The following is a 19466-nucleotide window of genomic DNA, read 5'->3' as shown; positions in this document are numbered from 1 at the left end:
CCCCGCCGGCGGCCCCTTGCCCGCTCCGGCACCTTCGGCCGCACCCACCGGGCGAACCGGACCCCTCAGGAGACCTGCCGCTCAGGCCGGCCCAGTGTGCGCACCGCCGCCTCGCGGATGGCGTCGGCGAGGACATCGGGGGCGGTGAGCTGCGCGATGTGTCCCTGGCCGGCGAGTTGAACGATCCGCGTCCGCGGCAGGGTGGCCGCGAGATCCGCGACCCGCTCACGCAGGTGTGCGGGGCTGAGGTCCCCTTCGAGAAGCGTCGTGGGCAAAGTGAGCGTCCGGAAGCGGTCGATGCCCACACCGAGCGCGTCGATCGCCGTGTTGTCGGCCATCTGCGCCGGCGCGCGGACGGCGAACGCGGCCCGTACCCAGGCGTTGTCGAACATGGCGTCGACCTCGGGTGCCGGCATGCCGACGATGTCGCGCATATGGATCCGCATCGCCTCCGCCGGGTCGCCGGCGTCGAGCGCCGCACGGGCCCGCGCTCCCGCTTCCCCGGCCAGGAGTGTCCTGGTGGGGATCGGCGGTTCGTAGAGGAACAGGCCGGCGAACGCGGAAGGGGACAGGAGTGCGGCTTCCAGGGCGGCGACCGCGCCCGAGGAGTGGCCGACGAGGAACACCGGCCCGTCCAGCAGCCGGGCGACGGCCAGGATGTCGGCCGCCTCGTCCGCCATCGAGTGGGAGGGTGCGATGGCCGCGCCCGGGGCGTAGATCCGGCGCCGGATCCTGACGACCCGGAAGGCGCCGGTCAGCAAGGGGGCCACGGCGTCCCAGGACGTCTCGTCGTTGCTGCCGGGGTGAACACACAGCAGCGCCGGGCCGCTGCCTTCGTCGAGAGCCGTTACGGACGTGCCGTCGTCTTGTGTCGCGAGAAGTTCGGTCATGCGGCTCAGGATGCGCGGCCCGGCCGACAGCACACCGACAGACCTCCGACATCCGCCGAGAGGGTCTGCCGCCCGTCGAGGGCCGGGTCCGGAAGTCGTGGGGTGAAGTCATGACACCCGTCCACTCCACCGCGGGACCCGGCCCCGCGAACGGCCGCTCAGGGGCGGTGTCCTGGCCGGGTGGCGTGCGCCGGCGCAGGGGACGGTCCGTCGCGTGGTCGGTGCCGACGTTCGCCGCGGTAGGTGCTGTCGCCCTGGCCGGTGTGTGAACGCCTCGCGCGGGACGCGCGGCGCCCTCGCTTCCCTCGCGGCGGGAGCACCGCCCGTCCCTGTTCCCTCGCGGCGGGAGCACCGTCCCGTCCCTGTTCCCTCGCGGCGGGAGCACCGTCCCGTCCCTGTTCCCTCGCGGCGGGAGCACCGTCCCGTCCCTGTCGTGACAGTGGGACATGCGCCCCGCGGTCCCGCTGCCCGGCGCACGGGACCTGTCCGGTCCGAGGTGTGACGGGGCATCAGCAAGTGGTTGACGGGGAAACAAGAGGGTGCCGTGACTCTTGACACTCCCCCGTCGCGGTTGCATTCTTCCGGCATTCGATAGAGATCTACCGGCATTCGGTAGTTGCCTCCGGGGTAGGGGCAGGGCGCGCGACGCCCCCGCGACCGGCGGGCTCCGTCGATGTGGTGATCCGGTGCCGCCACGGCCCGGACATCCTGACCTGAGGAGTGAGCCGCAGGACAGTGGACCTCGCGAGGCCGCGGCAGGCACCGCGGCAGGGGCGGGCAGGCCCCTGAGGACCCACGACGACGAGGAGAGACGATGAGTCAGCACCTGGCGGAGGTGGCCGGCACGGCGCCCGGGGCAGCGGCACCCCGTGCGCTGCGCCTCGCGGAGCGCCTGCGGGCCCGCATCGGGGCCGACAGGGTGCTCACCGACCCCGCCCAGTTGCGGACGTACGAGTGCGACGGTTTGGCGACGTTCCGGGTGCGGCCCGCGGTGGTGGTGCTCGCGGGGCACCGCGACGACGTGGTGGAGACGGTGCGGATGTGCGCCCGCGACGGTGTGCCGTTCGTGGCGCGCGGCAGCGGCACCGGCCTGTCCGGCGGTGCGATGCCCGTCGCGGACGGGGTGCTGATCGTGCTGTCGAGACTGCGCTCCATCGTGTCCGTGGACCCGGACAACGCGCGCGTCGTGGCCGAGCCGGGTGTCGTCAACCTCTGGGTGACGCGGGAGGCCGCCCTCTACGGGCAGGCGTACGCGCCCGATCCGTCCTCCCAGCAGGTCTGTTCCATCGGCGGCAACGTCGCGGAGAACGCCGGGGGCGCGCACTGCCTGAAGTACGGGTTCACCGTCAACCATGTGATGGGCGCGGAGGTCGTCCTGTCCGACGGCGAGGTCGTGCACCTCGGCGGCACCGCCCCGGAGCACCCGGGCCTCGACCTGCTCGGCGCGTTCGTCGGCAGCGAGGGCACGCTCGGCGTGGCCACCCAGGTCACCCTGCGCACGATCCAGGCGCCCGAGAGCGTACGGACGATGCTGGTCGGCTTCCACGAAGTGGCCGACGCCGCGGGGACGGTCAGCGACGTCATCGCGGCGGGCATCCTGCCCGCCGCGATCGAGATGATGGACGCGCTCGCGATCGAGGCCGCGGAGGCCGCCGTCCAGTGCGGGTATCCGCACGGCGCGGTCGCCGTGCTGGTGATCGAGCTGGACGGGCCGCGCGCCGAGGTCGACGAGCAGTTCCGGCTGGTCGAGGAGATCGCGGGTGCGCGGAACGCGTTCGAGACGAGGATCGCCCGCGACGACGCCGAACGGGCCCTGATGTGGCGGGGCCGCAAGTCCGCGTTCGCCGCGGTCGGCCGGATCAGCCCCGCGTACTACGTGCAGGACGGCGTCATCCCCCGGACCCGACTGCCGGAGGTGCTCGCCGAGATCGGGCGGCTGGCCGACGAGGCCGGGGTCCGCGTGGCGAACGTCTTCCACGCGGGTGACGGCAATCTGCATCCGCTGATCCTCTTCGACGACAAGGTGCCGGGCGCGGCCCCCGCGGCGGAGGAACTGGGGTTCGCGATCCTCGATCTCTGTGTGGATCTGGGGGGTTCCATCACCGGCGAGCACGGTGTGGGCGTGGAGAAGAAGTCGAAGATGGCCCGGCAGTTCACGGACGCGGACCTGGACACGATGCAACTCGTGCGGTGCGCCTTCGATCCGGCGGGGATCGCCAATCCGGGCAAGCTGTTCCCCACGCCCCGGCTGTGCGGCGAGCGGCCGGGCGTACGGACGGCCGACGACCGGCGCGACCCGTCGCTCGGCGAGGTGTTCTGACGTGGCGTCGGTACGCGGGGCACGTCCGGACGCGATCGGGGGCGTGGTGCCCGCCGAGGTGGTGGAGCCGGCGACCGCGGACGAGGTCGCCGAGGTGCTGCGCTCCACGAGGGGCAGCGTCGTACCGGTCGGTGCCGGTACGAAGACGGGCTGGGCGGCCCCGCCGTCGGCCTGCGACGTGCTGCTGCGCACCACGGGTCTCGACCGGATCGTGGAGCACGAGCCGGGCGACCTCGTCGCGGTCGCGGAGGCGGGCGTCACGCTCGACGCCTTCCAGCGGCGGCTGGCGGAGCACGGCCAGATGCTGGCGCTGGACCCGCCGGAGGAGGGCGCGACGCTGGGCGGGATCGTCGGCGCGAACGCGTCGGGGCCGCGCCGGCTGCGCTACGGCACCGTTCGCGACCTCCTGATCGGGGTGACGGTCGTCCTCGCGGACGGTACGACGGCGCGTTCCGGCGGAAAGGTCGTCAAGAACGTCGCGGGATACGACCTCGGCAAGCTGTACACCGGCGCGCACGGGGGTCTCGGCGTCGTCGTCTCGACCAGCTGGCGGCTGCATCCGCTGCCGAAGGCGGCAGGCGCCGTGGTGCTGCCGGTCGGCGACGCCGAGGCGGCGGGACGGCTGGCCGCCGCGGTGGCGCGCTCCACGCTGACGCCGACCGCCGTCGAACTGAGCTTCGTCGCGGGTGGTCGCGGCGAACTCGTGGTGCTCTTCGAATCGATTGAAGCATCCGTACGGGCCCAGTCGGCGACGGCGCTCGCCCTGCTGGGTGGTGGCGAGGAGAGGGCCGAGGTACCTGACTGGTTCGGCCGGCGCCCCGAGGGGCCGCTGGTGGTGCGCCTGGCGTACGCGCCGGCCGCGCTGCCGGATGTGCTGGCAGCCCTGCCGGACGGCGCGTCCGGCACCGCGTCCGCGTGCACAGGGGTGGCGTACGCGGCGCTCCCGGGCGAGGCGGACCTGGACGCGCTGCGCGCCGCGATCACACCGTACGACGGTTCCGCGGTGGTGCTGGCCGCGCGCGGTCCGCTGGACGCGGCGGCCCACTGGGGGCCGGTGGCCGACTCGTTCGGCCTGATGACACGGGTGAAGGACCAGTTCGACCCGGCGCGACGGCTGTCGCCCGGACGCTTGCTCGGAGGGCTCTGAATGGCGATGGCACCCGGATCCGAAGAACCCGGCACTCCCGGCCAGGCCCCGGGCCCGCAGGGCGGCCCCCGGGCCGAAGGCGGAGCTGTCCGCCCGGCCGACCGGGCCGCCGCCGAGGTGGTGGGCGCGCGTGACCCGCTCTCCATGGGGCAGGGCGGCCCGATCGCCGCCACCGCCGCGGCGGCCACCGTGGGCCTCGGCATGCCGGGCAGCGGCCCGCCGCCGGACGGGGCGTTCGACGCGCACCGGCCGCCGGACGCCGCGCTGATCGGGGACTGCGTGCACTGCGGCTTCTGCCTGCCGACCTGCCCGACGTACGTGCTGTGGGGCGAGGAGATGGACAGCCCGCGTGGCCGGATCGACATCATGAAGGGCGCGCTGGAGGGCGACGCGTTCGACGCGGGCAGCGTCCGCCACCTCGACCAGTGCCTGGGCTGCATGGCGTGCGTGACGGCCTGCCCGTCCGGTGTGCGCTACGACCGGCTGATCGAGGCGACCCGGGCACAACTGGAGCGGCGTGTCGAACGGCCCCGCGCGCAGCGGCTGCTGCGCGCGGCCGTCTACGCGGTGTTCCCCTATCCACGCAGGCTGCGGGCGCTGCGCGGACCGCTTCGGGCCTACCAGGCGACCGGACTCGGGCGCGCGCTGGCCAGGTCGGGACTGCTGGCACGGCTGCCGGAACCGCTGCGTGCCATGGAGGCGCTGGCGCCGAAGCTGGGCCGTACGAAGCCCCTGCCGCCGCGCACGCCCGCGCGCGGCACCCGGCGCAGCACGGTGGGCCTGATGACGGGCTGCGTGCAGGGCGCGTTCTTCCCCGACGTGAACGCGGCGACGGTACGGGTCCTGGCCGCCGAGGGCTGTGACGTGGTGGTACCGCCCCGGCAGGGATGCTGCGGCGCCCTGTCGGCGCACGCGGGACGCGAGCCGGAGGCACTGGACTTCGCGAAGCGCGCCATCGAGACCTTCGAGGCGGCCCACGTGGAGAGGGTGGTGGTCAACGCGGCGGGCTGCGGATCGCATCTCAAGGAATACGCGCACCTGCTGCGCGACGAGCCCGACTGGTCGCGGCGGGCGGCGGCGCTCGCGGCGAAGGCCCGGGACATCACCGAACTGCTGGACGAACTCGGCCCGGTCGCCGAACGCCACCCGCTGCCGATGACCGTCGCCTACCAGGACGCCTGCCACCTCGCGCACGCCCAGGGCGTACGCGAGCAGCCGCGACGGCTGCTGCGCGGTGTGCCGGGCGTTCAGGTGAAGGAACTGACGGAGGCGGAGATCTGCTGCGGCAGCGCCGGCACGTACAACCTGCTGCACCCGGAACCCGCCCGCGAACTCGGCGAACGCAAGGCGAAGGCGGTCCTCGCGACGGGCGCCGACGTCATGGTGACCGCCAATCCGGGGTGCTGGATGCAGGTCGCGACGACCCTCGCGCGCATGGGCGAGCGGATGCCCGTCGCGCACACCGTTCAGGTGCTGGACGCGTCGATCCGCGGGGTGCCGGTGGAGCGGGTGCTCGCCCGGGCACTCGACGGGCCGGGCACGGTCCTGCCCCCCGCCGGCGACGCCACGTCGCCGGCAACGCACACGGCCACGGCGCCGTCCGCCGCCCGGCGGCCCACCGACGCGTCCTCCCCGCGCCCGCCGGCCACCGGAGCCCCCGGGTAGGCCCGGCACTGTCCCCAGGATCTCCCCGGCGGAGCGTCCGGACGCCGGGGCCGCAGGTTTCCCCGCCGTCCCAGAAGGGGTGCACCGTGCTGCTTGCCGCATACCAACAGAACTACCACCCGATAGCCGATTCGATCGGGTGGTCGTCGCTGATCGCGATCCTCCCGCTGCTCGTCCTGTTCATCCTGCTGGGCGTCCTGCGCATGCAGGCCTGGCTCGCCTCGCTGATATCCGCCGCCGTCTCCGTGATCGTCGCCGTCGCCGCGTACTCGATGCCGGTCGGCGACGCCTTCAACAGCGGGGCCCTGGGCGCCGCGACCGGCTTCTTCCCGATCATGTGGATCGTGATCAACGCGATCTGGGTGTACAACATCACGGTTGAGACGGGCCATTTCGACGTACTCCGACGGTCGTTCGCCTCCGTCAGCGACGACCAGCGGGTGCAGGCCATCATCATCGCGTTCTGCTTCGGCGCCCTGATGGAGGCGCTGGCCGGATTCGGCACACCGGTGGCCATCAGTTCCGTGATGCTCATCGCCCTGGGCTTCAAACCGCTGAAAGCCGCGACGGTGACACTGGTCGCCAACACCGCGCCGGTGGCGTTCGGCGCGATCGCCGTGCCCGTCACCACGCTCGCCGGGGTGACGGGCCTGCCGGTGGACCAGCTGGGCGCGATGGTGGGACGGCAGACTCCCGTCCTGTCGGTGTTCGTGCCCCTGGCACTGGTGTTCATCGTCGACCGACGCAGGGGACTGCGCCAGACCTGGCTGCCCGCGGTGGTGGCCGGTGTGACCTTCGGTGTGTTCCAGTACCTGTCCGCGAACTTCTGGTCCGTGCAACTCGCGGACATCGTCGCCTCGTTGGCGGCGGCGCTGGCGGTGGTCCTGCTGACCCGGGTGTGGCAGCCGAAGGAGACGTACCACGAGGCTGCGCGCGGAGCGCGGGACGGGGCGGACGCCGAGGCCGGCACCGACGGCCTCGGCGCGAAGGCCCCGGCCGGCGCGACGACCGCGGGCCCCGGGGCCGGCCGGACATCCGCCTCCGCGACCGGGCGGGCGCCGCGCGACACACCGCTGGAGGTCTTCCGCGCCTACGCTCCCTACCTGGTGATCATCGTGGTGTTCGTGCTGGCGACCCGGGTACCGGCGATCCAGGGCAAGCCGCCCACCGGGGTCGGCGCCTCGGGCACGGGCCTCGAATCGGTGACCCGCATCGTCAACTGGCCTGGCCTGCACATCACCAACGGCGCCGGAGATCCGGTCGCCACCACGTTCAAGCTCAACTTCCTCTCGGCGGCGGGCAGTCTGCTGCTGATCTCGGGACTCATCACCCTGCTCCTGCTCGGGGTCGGTCCCGGCCGCGCCGCCAGGGCGTACGGAAGGACCCTGGACCAGCTGAAGTTCGCGATCCTGACGGTGATGCTGGTGCTGGGCCTCGGGTTCATCATGAACGAGTCGGGTCAGACCACCACACTCGGCCTGTGGGTGGCGGGCGCGGGTGCGCTGTTCGCGTTCCTCTCGCCGATCCTCGGGTGGCTCGGCGTCGCGGTGACCGGCTCGGACACCTCGTCCAACTCGCTGTTCGGCGCCCTCCAGATCACCGCCGCGCACCAGGCCGGCCTGTCCCCGGCCCTGATGGCCGCGGCGAACTCCTCGGGCGGGGTCCTGGGCAAGATGATCTCGCCGCAGAACCTGGCGATCGCGGCGTCCGCGGTGGGGATGCAGGGCAAGGAAGGGATCATCTTCCGCCGGGTGATCGTGTGGTCGCTGGCGTTCCTGCTGTTCATGTGCGTCCTGGTGTACCTGCAGTCGACACCGGTACTGGACTGGATGGTCGTCTAGCCGTACCTGCGGGAGGCCCGGGTCACGCGGTGCGTGACCCGGGCCTCCCGCAGGTGGCGATGGGCGGACGCGCCGGACGCCGAGGTGCCCGGCCCGGCGCGTCCGCCGTCCGTCAGCCGGCGGAGCCGACGACGGCCGGCGGGGCGGCGTCCGCGGACGTGCCCCACTGCGAGGGCTGCGCGCCGACCGTGAACGTCAGATCGCGGGTGTGGCGCAGGGCCGCCGTGGTCAGGTACGTCTTCCCGTAGGACGAACCGTCCGCCGACACGGACTGCGTGTACCGGTCGGTGTCCGACGTACCGGGGGCCTTGATGCTCAGCCGGCCCTCGGGGTAGTAGTGCCGGTCCAGGGTGAGGTCGACGCGGTCGAAGACCGGGGTCGACAGCCCCCAGGTGCTGGTGCCCGGCTGCACCGGGAAGATCCCGATGGACGACAGCACGTCCCAGGCGGACATGGTGCCCAGGTCGTCGTTGCCGGTCATACCGGTCGGCGTGTCGGTGAAGAGGGTCAGCGCCGCGTGCACCACGTCCGTGGTCTTCCAGGGCTGGCCCGTGGACAGGTAGGTGTACGGGGCGATGAGGTCCGGCTCGTTCGACGGGTTGTACTTGTTCGCGTTGTAGTACGAGTACGGCCCGTTGACCCAGACCTCGCTCGCGGTCCCGGCCGGGTCCTGCACCAACTGGTCATAGGCGAAGAAGGAGTCGAGCCGGTCGTTGGCCGCCTTCTCACCGCCGATCAGGCTCACCATGCCCGGGATGTCCTGCGGCACCAGCCACTGGTACTGCCAGGACGTGCCCTCGTGGAAGCCCACGCTCTGCGCCGGGTCGTCGGGACCGGTGAACGCGCCGTCGGTGTCGCGGGCGCGGAAGAAGCCGGTCGTGGGGTCGAAGACACTGCGGTAGTTCTCGGCGCGCTTCGCGTACCGGGCGGCGTCGGCCCGGTGGCCGAGGTCGCCGGCCATCTGCGCGAGCATGCCGTCGGCGAGCGCGTACTCCAGGGTCGCGGAGCCGCCGTAGTCGTAGTCCGAGTCACCGGGCTTGGCGTGCGTGTGGTTCGCGATGTAGGGGACGTAACCGTGCGCCAGGTACTCCGTGTTGCCCTCGCGCCCGACGGGCGCCGAGTCGGTGGGCGGCACACCGTCGGCGTTCTTCTTCAGCGCTTGGTAGGCCTGCTCCTCGTAGCCCTTGAGCAGTCCCTGCTGGAAGGCGTTGGTGAGGAACGGGGTGACCGGGTCGCCGGTCATGATGTTGGTCTCGACGGTCCCGTAGCCCCACTTGGGCAGCCAGCCGCTGTCCTTGTCGATCTGCAGTACGGAGATCGCCATGTCCCGCGCCTGCTGCGGCGCGAGCAGGGACAGCAGTTGGGTCTGGGTCCGGTAGGTGTCCCACAGGGAGAAGTTCTGGTAGTACGTGAAGTCTTTGGCCCGGTGGATCTTCTGGTCCCAGCCGGTGTAGCGGCCGTCGACGTCACTGCCCGTGTTCGGTGCGAGGAAGGACCGGTACAGCGAGGAGTAGAAGGTGTTCCGCTGTGTGCCGCTGCCTCCCTGCACGCGGACGCTCTCCAGTCGCTTCTCCCAGGTCGACTGTGCGGCCCGCTCCACGGTGTCGAAGGAACGGCCGCCCTCGGCACGGAGGTTGAGCGCCGCACCCTTCGCGTCCACATAGGAGACCGCGGTGGTGGCCTCCACGCTGTGGTTCTTGCGCGTGTCGAAGCGTACATAGGCGCCGTTGAGCCCGGAGGTCGCGGACGACGTCCTGGAGCCCGCGCTCACCGTCTCGCCGTTCCACGTGCCCGAGGTCGTGAAAGGCCGGTTGAAGTGGGTCACCGTGTAGACGGTGTACGGCTTGGTGTCCTGGCAGAAACCGCTGCCGGTGATCGCCGTGCGCACCGTGTGGTCGTCGAGGATCTCGACCTTGGTGGAGAGGTTCTTGTGCAGTGACTGGCCCGCGTCCAGCAGGACGTTCGCCTTGTCCGTGGCGGGGAAGGTGTAGCGCTGCACCCCCGTACGCCCGGTGGCCGTCAGCTCCGCCGTGATGCCGGAGTCAAGACCCACCTTGTAGTAACCGGGGCTCGCCTTCTCGTCGTCATGGCTGAAGGTGGCCGCGTACTTCGCGTAGTCCGTCTCGCTGACGTCACCGGTGGTGGGCAGCACCGGCAGGTCGCCGCCGAGCCCGCAGCCGACTCCGGAGAGGTGGACGAGGGAGAAGCCCCGGATCTGGTTCTGCGTGTAGTCGTAGCCGGTGTTGTGGCCGGTGTCGGGGGAGAACTGCACCATGCCGAACGGGACCGTGGCGCCGGGGTAGGTGTTGCCCTCGTCCTGACTGCCGATGAACGGGTTCACCAGGGCGGTGAGCGGGCCGTGCGGGCCGGCGGCGCTCCCCGGCGCGGCCTGCGCGCCGGACGCGGCCAGCGTGCCGGCGGTCAGCAGCGCCGCTGTCACCGCTCCCGCCGCGCGCAGCCGCAGTCGCGGGCGTGAACGCGGCCGCGGTTGTCGGGTCCATCTCATCGGAAATCCTCCAAGGAGGTGACCCCGCCACCGCGGGCAGATGTCCACCTCGCTAGACAACGTTGTCAGAACAGGCCGCGCCCATTCTTCGAGCGTTGACCCGCACCCGTCAAGAGGGCGGGCGGAAGGCGGATCGCGGGCGGCCATGGGCGAAGACGGCGGCCGGCGCGGTGCGGAGTCCGGCCGGCGGATGGCGGAGCCGGGGCCTCCGCATGCCTGACGCTCCGTCACCTTCCCCTGTCGTGCTGGGAGTTCACACCAAGTGGTCGGCGTCGTAGGTCCTTCGGGGGTTGATCAAGTTGCCGGTGCGGCGGAGGATTCCAGCCGCACGGGCTGCCGGCTCGCCAGGGCCACAGCCTGAGCGTCGGACCCGGCGAACCTTCCCTTCAGAGCCAAATTACTCGTCAGGCGTTGGTGTGAACACCGATGCCGCCGGAGACGATGAGGTTGTCGCCAGTGATGTATCCGGCGGCGTCCGAGGCGAGGAAGGCCACGGCTTCGGCGATGTCGGCGGGAGCGCCGACGCGGCCGAGCGGGACGTCCCGGGCCCAAGAGTCGATCATTTCCTGGGAGACACCCATCTTGCCGTAGGCAGGCGTGTTGATCATTCCCGGGCTGACCGCGTTGACGCGGATGCGGCGGGGGGCCAGTTCGAGCGCGAGGGACCGCATGAGGGGCAGCAGGGCGCCCTTGGCGGCTGTCATCGCGGCCCCGATTCCTTCGGCGGCGCCCACGGTGAACACGACTGAGGCGCCCTCGTTGAGGAGCGGCAGCGCCTTTTGCAGGGTGAAGAAGTTTCCCTTGACGTTGATGTCGAACAAGGCGTCGAAGGCGTCTTCGTCCGTTGACTCGATCGGGCCGGGACGGGAGATGCCCGCGTTGAGGAAGAGCAGGTCGAGGGAGCCGAGTTGCCGGCGCGCCTGGTCCATCGCCTGGTCGATGTCCGGCAGGGACCGTGCGTCGGCCCGGACAGCCGTGACGTCTTCGGGAAGTCCGTTGGCGGCGACATTGCCGAGGCCGGTGACCATGACGCGGTAACCGCGGGAGTGGAGTAGTTCGGCGGTCGCCTTGCCGATGCCGCTGGTTCCACCGGTGATCAAAGCCGTGGGTGCGGACATGATGCGCTCCTTTGCGTACTTCTCGGCGGGGGGTGAGCAGCTCCGTCCGTGGGGCAGTGGGCGGTGCCGCGAAACTTCTGGCAGCGTATGCCAAATTGGCTGTCACTGCCACACGGGATGTCCATGCCGGTCTGGCAGTGCTGGGTAATCTGGTGGTATGCACCAGGACGCCAAGGCAGCGACGAGGACTCCCACCACGCTGTGGGACCGGACACGACAGATGGCCTCCCGAGAGATCCTCGAGACGGCCCTGCGCCTGTTCACCGAGCAGGGCTACGACGAGACGACCATCGCCCAGATCGCCCGAGAGGCCGGCGTTTCCCAACGCACCCTCTTCCGCTACTTCGGCGCCAAGGAGGACCTTCTCGGCGACAACCAGGACCGCTTCGGGCAGGTCCTGACAGACACGATCAGCGAACTGCCGGCCGAGGTCGGCGTCTGGGAGGCCCTGCGCGCAGGGGTTGCTGCCGTACTGACCCTGCACGACAGCCGCGAACAGACCCTGGAGCGGTTCCGTCTCCTGCACAACACCGCCTCGCTGCGCGCCGGTTGGCTCGAAAAGCGACTGCGGTTCCAGGAGGACCTGCTGCCGCTCATCGAGACCCGCATGGACGCGACTACCGGCAACGTAGGCGCGAAGGCCCGCGCGGTGATCGCGACGTCGTTCGCCTGCCTGGATGCCGCATCGATGGAATGGGTCGTCAACGACGGCAAGAGCGACATCATGGACCTGTACGACGAGTGCCTGGCTGCGGTGCGCGGCTGACCGCAGCGACCCACCAGCCCGCAAACCGTGGACGGAAACTGGGCACGTCCGCTGCCACAGGCCGGGTCCGGATCCGGATCTCCCAGCCGGCTACGGATGGGCCACGCACGGCGTCATGCGCAACGACACCGGTAGCGCGTCCGCTCCGCTGACCGGACACCACAAGACGCGTGCTCAAGTCAACCCCCGAAGGACTTCCGGAGTCGGCCACCAAGGAAGTCATCCGAAGCAGAATGCGCGTGCGGCGTGCCCCCGCCGCTCCCCCGGTGCCGGGGTTCCCCCTCCGTGACGCGGGCGGCCGCCGCGCCCCTCCCAGGGTGTCGAGCCCGCCGGAACAGAGGTCCCTGGGACGGCTGACGGGAGGACTGCACGCCCTCACCGGTCAGGCACCTCGGGGACGACCACGGCGAAGCGCACCGCGGTATCAAGGCCGTCCCCGCCTGCGCCCCCGTCCACCTTCACGGCGCATCGGGGATTTGCACGTGTCAAGAGAAGTGCACGGGAGTAACGCGCCTTCCCCATCGGGGCGTTGTCGGGGCTTCCCCATGGAGGCGTTGTCGCAGCTTTCGCGCGGAGAACCGGTGGAGGGCCGACCGGTTGGCCGGCCTCCACCGCCGCCAGGGCTCGCGCCGGGCGGCGCCGGACCCGGATCGCGTCGGCCGTCCAGCCGCCCTGCCTGCGGTGACAGCCTGCTCGGGGCGGCCGGACGTACCCTCAGGACGTCGCGTTGTTCTTGTCCGGGTCGAAGCCCGTCCGCTCGTTCCTGTTCAGCGCCGAGATCTGCGCCATGTCCTCCTCGCTCAGGGCGAAGTCGAACAGGTCGAAGTTCTCCTTGATCCGGGACGGGGTCGTCGACTTCGGGAAGACGATGTCTCCCCGGTCGATGTGCCAGCGCAGCGTCACCTGTGCGGGCGTCTTCCCGAGCCGCTCGCCGATCGCGGTGATCACCGGGTCGCCGAGGACCAGACCCTGCGCGATCGGCGACCACGCCTCGGTCGCGATCTCGTGCTCGGCGTTGAACGAGCGGACGTCGTCCTGCGTCAGGTAGGGGTGGACCTCGATCTGGTTGAGGGCCGGGACGATCGTGGAACCTTCCAGCAGGCGGCGCAGGTGGTGCGGCTGGAAGTTGGACACACCGATCACGTTCACGTCGCCCGAGCGGTACATCTCCTCCATCGCGTGCCAGGTCTCGACGAAGTCGAAGACCTTCGGCAGCGGCCAGTGGATGAGGAACGCGTCCAGGTAACCGATGTCCAGCGTCCGAAGCGTCGTGCGGAACGCTCGCTCGGCCGCCTCGGGCTCGTGGAAGCCGTTGTTCAGCTTGCTGGTCACGAAGATCTCGGTGCGGTCGATGCCGGAGTCCCGGACCGCCTGCCCGACTTCCTTCTCATTGCCGTACATCTCAGCCGTGTCGATATGGCGATAACCGACTTCGAGAGCGGTCAGGACCGCCGCGCGCGTGTCCTTCGGGGGAATCTGGAACACCCCGAAGCCCAGTTGAGGGATGCCGACACCGTTGTTGAGGGTGATGGTCGGTACCTCGGTCACGTTTGTTCCTCCGTCGTGGGGACAGCGGTCGTCACCTTCGAGTCCCCCACTGCCGCGCGCGGTAACACCTACCCACCGGTCGCCACCCGCACGGCCCAGCGACATCCCCGTCCGCGACGGGCCCGGGGTGGGGGCTGTCACAGCGGCGCACGGGCTGCCCGGGCGGGGCCGGTGCGCCCACCGCACCGCCGTCAGGCGCCGAGGGGCGGCACACCGTCCCCGTCCGGGCCTGCCGTCCCTGCCGGGGGGCGCTGCCGCGGCAGGGACGGCCGGCGCCCGGAGGCCGGTGCCGCCTCGGGCTCGGCCCGCGTCGCGGCCCCCGGTCGTGGCCCGGTGTCCCCCGCCCGCGCCGGTTCCGGTTCCGGTTCCGGTTCCGGTTCCGGCACGATTCCCTGAGGTATCGGCGGCACGGGCTGGCGAACAGGCGATACAGTGCCGCTCCATGTCGCTGAACGGACACGAGACTCCGGCCGGAACGCGGCGGGAACCCCGGCCGGCCGGACGGCGGGACGCCCAGGGGGAAGCCCCCTCGGCTTCCCGCCGGGACGCGCCGCGGGACGCCGCCCGGATCGGGCCGGAGAACGGTCCGGCGGAATTCGGGCGGACCCCTGCGGACTCGGCCGGGCCGGGCTCCCCGGGGCAGCGCACCGCCCGGCGGGACCCCGACCCGGGCCGGGGTGCCGGGGCCCGCCACGGCGGCGCCCCGCACGCCCGGTACGCCGCCGGCGACGCCTTGCGCGTCGTCAACTTCGACATGCCGAAGGGCTTGCGCTTCGGTGAGCACGAACACGACGTCCATCAACTGGTGTGGGCGCCGGCCGGGGTGCTGAGTGTGGAGGTGGCGGAGCACGAGTGGGTGCTGCCGCCCACGCTCGCCCTGTGGATCCCGGCCGGTGTCCCGCACACGACGACGGCCACCCGCCCGGCGCTGATGCGCAGCATCTACCTGCTGCCCGAACGGTGCCCTGTGCGGTGGACCAGTCCGACGGTCGTCGCGGTCGGCCCCCTGCTGCGGGAGCTGACAGCACATCTCGGCGACCCCGATCTCGGCCAGGAACCGCGCCGCAGGGCCGAGGCCGTGCTGTTCGACCTGCTGCGGCCGGTCCGGGTGACGACGATCGAGGTCCCGATGCCGGCCGACGAGCGGGCCCGCCGGGTGGCACGGTCGCTGATCGCCACGCCGGCCGATCCGCGGGCGCTCGCGGACTGGGGACGGGAGGTGGGAGCCGGCGCCCGCACGCTCGCCCGCCTCTTCAGCGCGGAGACAGGGCTGTCCTTCGGGAGGTGGCGGACCCGGGTGCGGCTGCGCGCGGGGCTCGAACACATGGCGGCGAACCGGCCGCTCGCCGCGGTGGCGCGGCAGGTCGGCTACGCGACGCCCAGTTCGTTCGTGGCCGCGTTCCGGCAGGAGACGGGCCGTACCCCGGGCGCGTACTTCGCGGGGAGCGACCGGCCGGGGCCCTGAGGCCGCTCCGCGCCCGGCCCGGGGCACGGGTTCAGGCCTCCTTGCGCTTCTTCAGGGCCCGCCGCGAAGTCGTCGAGCGCGGGAGGGCGGCATCCGGGATCGCGGGAGTTCCGGAGCGCGTGGTCCGGCCAAGGGGCCCCGCGGCGCCGACGGCCGCCGGTCCACCGGGGCCCGGCAAGGCCCGGGTCCGCGCCGGTGCGCGTACCGGCGTGCCCCCGGCCCGGACCGCTCCAACCCCGGGGTTACGGGACGGCGGGGGGAATGTCAGACTTCGGGTCGTGCGTGACTTCGAATTGCTCGTCATCGGATCGGGCCCCGGCGGTCAGAAGGCCGCCATCGCCGCAGCGAAGCTGGGCCACCGGGTCGCCGTGGTCGACCGGCCCCAGATGGTCGGCGGCGTCTCCATCCACACCGGAACCGTCCCCTCCAAGACGCTGCGCGAGGCGGTGCTGTACCTCACCGGGCTCAACCAGCGCGATATGTACGGCAGTAGCTACCGCGTCAAGGACGACATCACCGTGGGCGACCTCACCGCCCGCACGGACCATGTGATGCGGCGCGAGGTCGACGTCGTGCGCAGCCAGCTCTCCCGCAACCAGGTCACCCTGATCACCGGGGTGGCGCGGTTCGAGGACGCCAACACACTCGCTGTGAAGGATGCGCAGGGCCAGGAGAAACTGGTCAGCGCGGACAACATCGTGATCGCCACCGGCACCAGGCCCGCGCGCCCCGCCAGCGTGGAGTTCGACGACCGTACGATCATCGACTCGGACGGCATCCTCAACATGGACCGGGTTCCCCGCTCCATGGTCGTCGTCGGCGCCGGTGTGATCGGCATGGAGTACGCCTCGATGTTCGCGGCGCTCGGCACCAAGATCACCGTGGTCGAGCAGCGGGCGTCGATGCTCGACTTCTGCGACGGCGAGGTGATCGAGTCGCTCAAGTACGAGCTGCGCGACCTCGGCGTCACCTTCCGGTTCGGCGAGACCGTCGCCGCCGTGGAGCGCCACGAGCAGGGCGCGCTGACGGTTCTCGCGAGCGGCAAGAAGATAGCCGCGGACGCCGTGATGTACTCCGCGGGCCGCCAGGGCCTCACGGACGAACTCGGTCTCGACCGGGCGGGGCTCACCGCCGACAAACGCGGACGGATCACCGTCGACAAGCAGTACCGAACGGGCGTGCCGCACATCTTCGCCGTCGGTGACGTCATCGGTTTCCCGGCCCTCGCCGCGACCTCGATGGAGCAGGGCCGCGTCGCCGCGTACCACGCCTTCGACGAGCCGGTCCACGAGATGGACGAGTTGCAGCCGATCGGCATCTACACGATCCCCGAGATCAGTTTCATCGGCCGCACGGAAGACCAACTCACGAACGCCTGCGTTCCTTTCGAGGTCGGGGTGGCGCGCTACCGGGAGCTGGCGCGCGGGCAGATCATCGGGGACGCGCACGGCATGCTGAAGCTGCTGGTGTCGCCCGAGGACCGTTCGCTGCTGGGCGTCCACTGCTTCGGCACCGGCGCCACGGAGCTGGTGCACATCGGCCAGTCCGTGATGGGCTGCGGTGGCACCGTCGACTATCTCGTGGACGCGGTCTTCAACTACCCGACGCTCGCCGAGTCGTACAAGGTGGCAGCTCTCGACGTGACCAACAAGATCCGGCAGATCGACCGCATGGAGCGCTGAGTCCGGACAGACCCCGGACACCGCCGGGGGCGGGCGCGGGCCCCGGCGGCGGGCGCGGGCCCGTCCCTCGCACCGGGCCCCGGGGGCCGGCTCCCGGCCTTACCGGCGGGCGCCGTCCGGCCCTCGGGGAGCCCGTGCCTCAGCCACGCGGGTAGCGGGCCGCCGGGTCGCCGACGATCCAGCTCGGGTATGTCGGCTCGGGCGCCGACACGGCGTCCAGCTCCCGCAGATCCCGCTCGGTCAGTTCGATGTCGACCGCCGCGAGGTTCGCCCGCAACTGGTCGGGCCTCTTCGCCCCGACGATCACACTGCTCACTCCCCGCTGGGCCATCACCCAGGCGAGTGCCGTCGCGGCGACCTGCGCGTCGTGCCGGGCCGCCACGGTCCGCAGCACGTCCACGATGTCGTGCCCGCGCTCCGGGTCCACCGGCGGCAGGCCGCCCTTGAGGCGCCGCGCGTCCGCGTCACTCGACCCCTCGCGGGTGTACTTGCCGGACAGGAACCCGCCGGCCAGCGGGCTCCACACGAGCAGTCCGAGCCCCTGGTCCCGTACGACGGGCAGCAGTTCGTCCTCCAGGTCTCGTCCGACGAGCGAGTAGTAGGCCTGCAGTGACGCGAACCGCGTCCGGGATCCGAGGTCGGACACACCGAGCGCCTTCATCAGCTGCCAGGCCGCGAAGTTGGAGGCGCCGATGTAGCGGATCTTGCCCTGGCGCACGGCGTCGTCCAGCGCCCCGAGGGTCTCCTCCAGCGGGGTGACCGGGTCGAAGCTGTGCACCTGGTAGAGGTCGATGTGGTCGGTGCCCAGGCGCCGCAGACTGGCGTCGAGGGCACGGGTCAGGTGCAGCCGGGTCAGGCCCTGGTCGTTGGGACCGCTGCCCATCGGCGCGTACGCCTTCGTCGCCAGGACGATGTCGTCTCGGCGGGCGCCGAGCGCCTTGCCGAGGATCTCCTCGCTCTCACCGGCCGCGTAGATGTCGGCCGTGTCGAAGAGGTTGACGCCGCTGTCGAGGGCGATGCCGACGAGTTCGTCCGCGGCCTTCTGGTCGAGGGCGCCCATCCGGTCCCAGGGCTGGATGCCCTTGCCGCCGAAGGTCATGGTCCCCAACGACACGCGGGAGACGAAGATGCCGGTACTGCCGAGCAACGCGTACTTCATGGTCCTACCGCCTTCCGCCCCCGCAGAGGATCGCGGGGGCTCACGGCTGTCGACGCTACGGAGCCGGGGCGGGCTCGGGCCATGACGGCGGGTCCAGAGAACTTGCGCGTGCGTCCAGCCCGCCGGCCGGGGCGGATGGCTGCGCGTGTCGGCGGATGACGGGGGGTCCGCCCGGAGGCGAACGGGCCTTCGCACGACGATCCGGCTCGGTGCGGGCGGGCCGTCGCGGCACCGTCCGTCCCGGTGCGGACCCGCCGCCGTGCGAACGCCCGCCCCGCTCAGGACGGCCCGGTGGCCTCCACCCGGAACCGCGGCGGGACCCGGTCGGGGGGCAGCACGCCCGGGGCGTGCGCGCCGTCGCGGTAGCGGCCGGGCGAGACGCCGGTCACCCGCTTGAAGGCGTTGCTGAAGGAGCTCTCGGAGCCGTAGCCCCAGCGTCCGGCGAGGGCCGCCACGGTGCGGGTGCCGGTACGCAGTTCCCGCCCGGCGGCCAGCATGCGCCACCGCTGGAGGTAGTCGAGCGGCGGCATGCCCACGAGGGCCCGGAAACGGGACGCGAAGGCGGCGCGGGACATGCCGGCCCTGGCGCCGAGTTCGGCGACGGTCCAGCCGCGCGCCGGGTTCTGGTGCATCAGGACCAGGGCGGCGCCGATCCGTTCGTCACCGAGCGCTCCCAGCCAGCCGTCCAGGCGGTGGCCCCCGCCGTCGGTGGCCACCGCTCTGATCGCCTGGACGAAGAGGAGTTCCGTGAGACGTTCCGCCATGAGGGCGGTCCCGAGCCGCCCGTCCGCCTCGGCCTCCGCCATCAGCAGTTCGAGCAGGGGGCGCATGGCGAGCGCCTCGGCCGTGCCCGCCTCGATGGTCACGACCGGCGGCAGCCCCTCCATCAGGAGCGCGACCGTGGTGTCCAGGAAGGTGACGCTGCCGCCGAGGACGCGGGTGCGGTCGGCCACGGCGGCGTCGCCGACCGGGACGATCCTGCTGTCCGAGGCGTCGAAGACCGCTTTGCCCGGCAGCGTCGCGAGACCGGGGCCGGACGCGATGCGAAACGACGCCCGGGCCGACTGGAGGTAGCAGTCGCCGGCGTGCAGTTCGACCCAGTCCGCGTCGTCCACGGCGAGCCAGAGAGCACCGGAGAGCACCACGCCGATCTTGATGTGTTCGTGCACCCCGAATCCGAGCGCCCAGTCCCCGCCCGCGTCGATGCCGGACAGGGACCCGGTGCGGACGTTCAACGACGAGAGGATGTCGGAGAGCGGATCCACCGGGACTCCTGTGCTGGCGGGGGCTGGGACACTCCACCGTACGTCCGGGGGCGCCGCCCCCGGACCGGGCGGGCGCGACAGGCGGTGTGGGCCG

Annotated in this window: 13 protein-coding genes; 7 read left to right on the top strand and 6 right to left on the bottom strand. The window is 71.8% G+C overall.

What is annotated here, in order from left to right; translation table 11 throughout:
- Positions 1-65 precede the first annotated feature (65 nt).
- The gene (locus OG310_RS32640) at positions 66-890 is read right to left on the bottom strand and encodes an alpha/beta fold hydrolase (RefSeq protein WP_329459444.1); all 825 of its coding nucleotides are present in this window, start codon (positions 888-890) and stop codon (positions 66-68) included.
- Positions 891-1704: 814 nt separating this feature from the next.
- On the opposite strand from OG310_RS32640, the gene OG310_RS32635 reads away from it, so the two are divergent.
- The 4 genes from OG310_RS32635 (at position 1705) to OG310_RS32620 (ending at position 7863) form a co-directional block, all read left to right on the top strand.
- Positions 1705-3210 (top strand): FAD-linked oxidase C-terminal domain-containing protein, encoded by a 1506-nt coding sequence (locus tag OG310_RS32635; RefSeq protein ID WP_329459443.1) that lies wholly within the window; start codon positions 1705-1707, stop codon positions 3208-3210.
- Between the two features lies 1 nt (position 3211).
- The gene (locus OG310_RS32630) at positions 3212-4357 is read left to right on the top strand and encodes an FAD-binding oxidoreductase (protein WP_329459442.1); all 1146 of its coding nucleotides are present in this window, start codon (positions 3212-3214) and stop codon (positions 4355-4357) included.
- Positions 4358-6022 (top strand): (Fe-S)-binding protein, encoded by a 1665-nt coding sequence (locus tag OG310_RS32625; RefSeq protein WP_329459441.1) that lies wholly within the window; start codon positions 4358-4360, stop codon positions 6020-6022.
- An 86-nt stretch (positions 6023-6108) separates the two neighbouring features.
- Positions 6109-7863, top strand: a complete 1755-nt coding sequence (locus OG310_RS32620; RefSeq protein WP_329459440.1) for an L-lactate permease — start codon at positions 6109-6111, stop codon at positions 7861-7863.
- Positions 7864-7975: 112 nt separating this feature from the next.
- Here OG310_RS32620 and OG310_RS32615 read toward each other — a convergent pair whose 3' ends face one another.
- Positions 7976-10369: a GH92 family glycosyl hydrolase gene (locus OG310_RS32615; protein ID WP_329459439.1), complete on the bottom strand. Its 2394-nt coding sequence runs from the start codon at positions 10367-10369 to the stop codon at positions 7976-7978.
- 404 nt (positions 10370-10773) lie between these two features.
- Positions 10774-11487 (bottom strand): SDR family NAD(P)-dependent oxidoreductase, encoded by a 714-nt coding sequence (locus OG310_RS32610; protein WP_329459438.1) that lies wholly within the window; start codon positions 11485-11487, stop codon positions 10774-10776.
- Between the two features lie 157 nt (positions 11488-11644).
- On the opposite strand from OG310_RS32610, the gene OG310_RS32605 reads away from it, so the two are divergent.
- Positions 11645-12253: a TetR/AcrR family transcriptional regulator gene (locus OG310_RS32605; RefSeq protein ID WP_329459437.1), complete on the top strand. Its 609-nt coding sequence runs from the start codon at positions 11645-11647 to the stop codon at positions 12251-12253.
- Between the two features lie 714 nt (positions 12254-12967).
- On the opposite strand, the gene OG310_RS32600 is transcribed toward OG310_RS32605, so the two are convergent.
- Positions 12968-13801, bottom strand: a complete 834-nt coding sequence (locus OG310_RS32600; protein WP_329459436.1) for an aldo/keto reductase — start codon at positions 13799-13801, stop codon at positions 12968-12970.
- A 754-nt stretch (positions 13802-14555) separates the two neighbouring features.
- Here OG310_RS32600 and OG310_RS32595 point away from each other — a divergent pair.
- Positions 14556-15266, top strand: coding sequence for an AraC family transcriptional regulator (locus OG310_RS32595; protein WP_443078915.1), 711 nt, complete (start codon positions 14556-14558; stop codon positions 15264-15266).
- Positions 15267-15544: 278 nt separating this feature from the next.
- The gene (gene sthA / locus OG310_RS32590; RefSeq protein WP_329459434.1) at positions 15545-16948 is read left to right on the top strand and encodes a Si-specific NAD(P)(+) transhydrogenase; all 1404 of its coding nucleotides are present in this window, start codon (positions 15545-15547) and stop codon (positions 16946-16948) included.
- Between the two features lie 139 nt (positions 16949-17087).
- On the opposite strand, the gene OG310_RS32585 is transcribed toward sthA, so the two are convergent.
- Positions 17088-18107 carry an aldo/keto reductase gene (locus OG310_RS32585; protein ID WP_329459433.1) on the bottom strand — a complete coding sequence of 340 codons (1020 nt, stop codon included), beginning with the start codon at positions 18105-18107 and terminating at the stop codon, positions 17088-17090.
- A gap of 278 nt (positions 18108-18385) precedes the next feature.
- Positions 18386-19372, bottom strand: a complete 987-nt coding sequence (locus OG310_RS32580) for an AraC family transcriptional regulator (RefSeq protein WP_329459432.1) — start codon at positions 19370-19372, stop codon at positions 18386-18388.
- Between the last annotated feature and the right edge of the window lie 94 nt (positions 19373-19466).

The organism is Streptomyces sp. NBC_01497, assembly GCF_036250695.1.
Classification (GTDB): domain Bacteria; phylum Actinomycetota; class Actinomycetes; order Streptomycetales; family Streptomycetaceae; genus Streptomyces.
The sequence above is the reverse complement of the archived record's forward strand: the minus strand, read 5'-3'. Positions and strand labels throughout refer to the sequence as shown.

Bases quoted from the DNA above. Each gene is read 5' to 3' on its own strand.
- OG310_RS32640 (WP_329459444.1), bottom strand. From the start codon at position 890: ATGACCGAACTTCTCGCGACACAAGACGACGGCACGTCCGTAACGGCT.
- OG310_RS32635 (WP_329459443.1), top strand. From the start codon at position 1,705: ATGAGTCAGCACCTGGCGGAGGTGGCCGGCACGGCGCCCGGGGCAGCG.
- OG310_RS32625 (WP_329459441.1), top strand. From the start codon at position 4,358: ATGGCGATGGCACCCGGATCCGAAGAACCCGGCACTCCCGGCCAGGCC.
- OG310_RS32615 (WP_329459439.1), bottom strand. From the start codon at position 10,369: ATGAGATGGACCCGACAACCGCGGCCGCGTTCACGCCCGCGACTGCGG.
- OG310_RS32610 (WP_329459438.1), bottom strand. From the start codon at position 11,487: ATGTCCGCACCCACGGCTTTGATCACCGGTGGAACCAGCGGCATCGGC.
- OG310_RS32605 (WP_329459437.1), top strand. From the start codon at position 11,645: ATGCACCAGGACGCCAAGGCAGCGACGAGGACTCCCACCACGCTGTGG.
- OG310_RS32595 (WP_443078915.1), top strand. From the start codon at position 14,556: ATGCCGAAGGGCTTGCGCTTCGGTGAGCACGAACACGACGTCCATCAA.
- OG310_RS32585 (WP_329459433.1), bottom strand. From the start codon at position 18,107: ATGAAGTACGCGTTGCTCGGCAGTACCGGCATCTTCGTCTCCCGCGTG.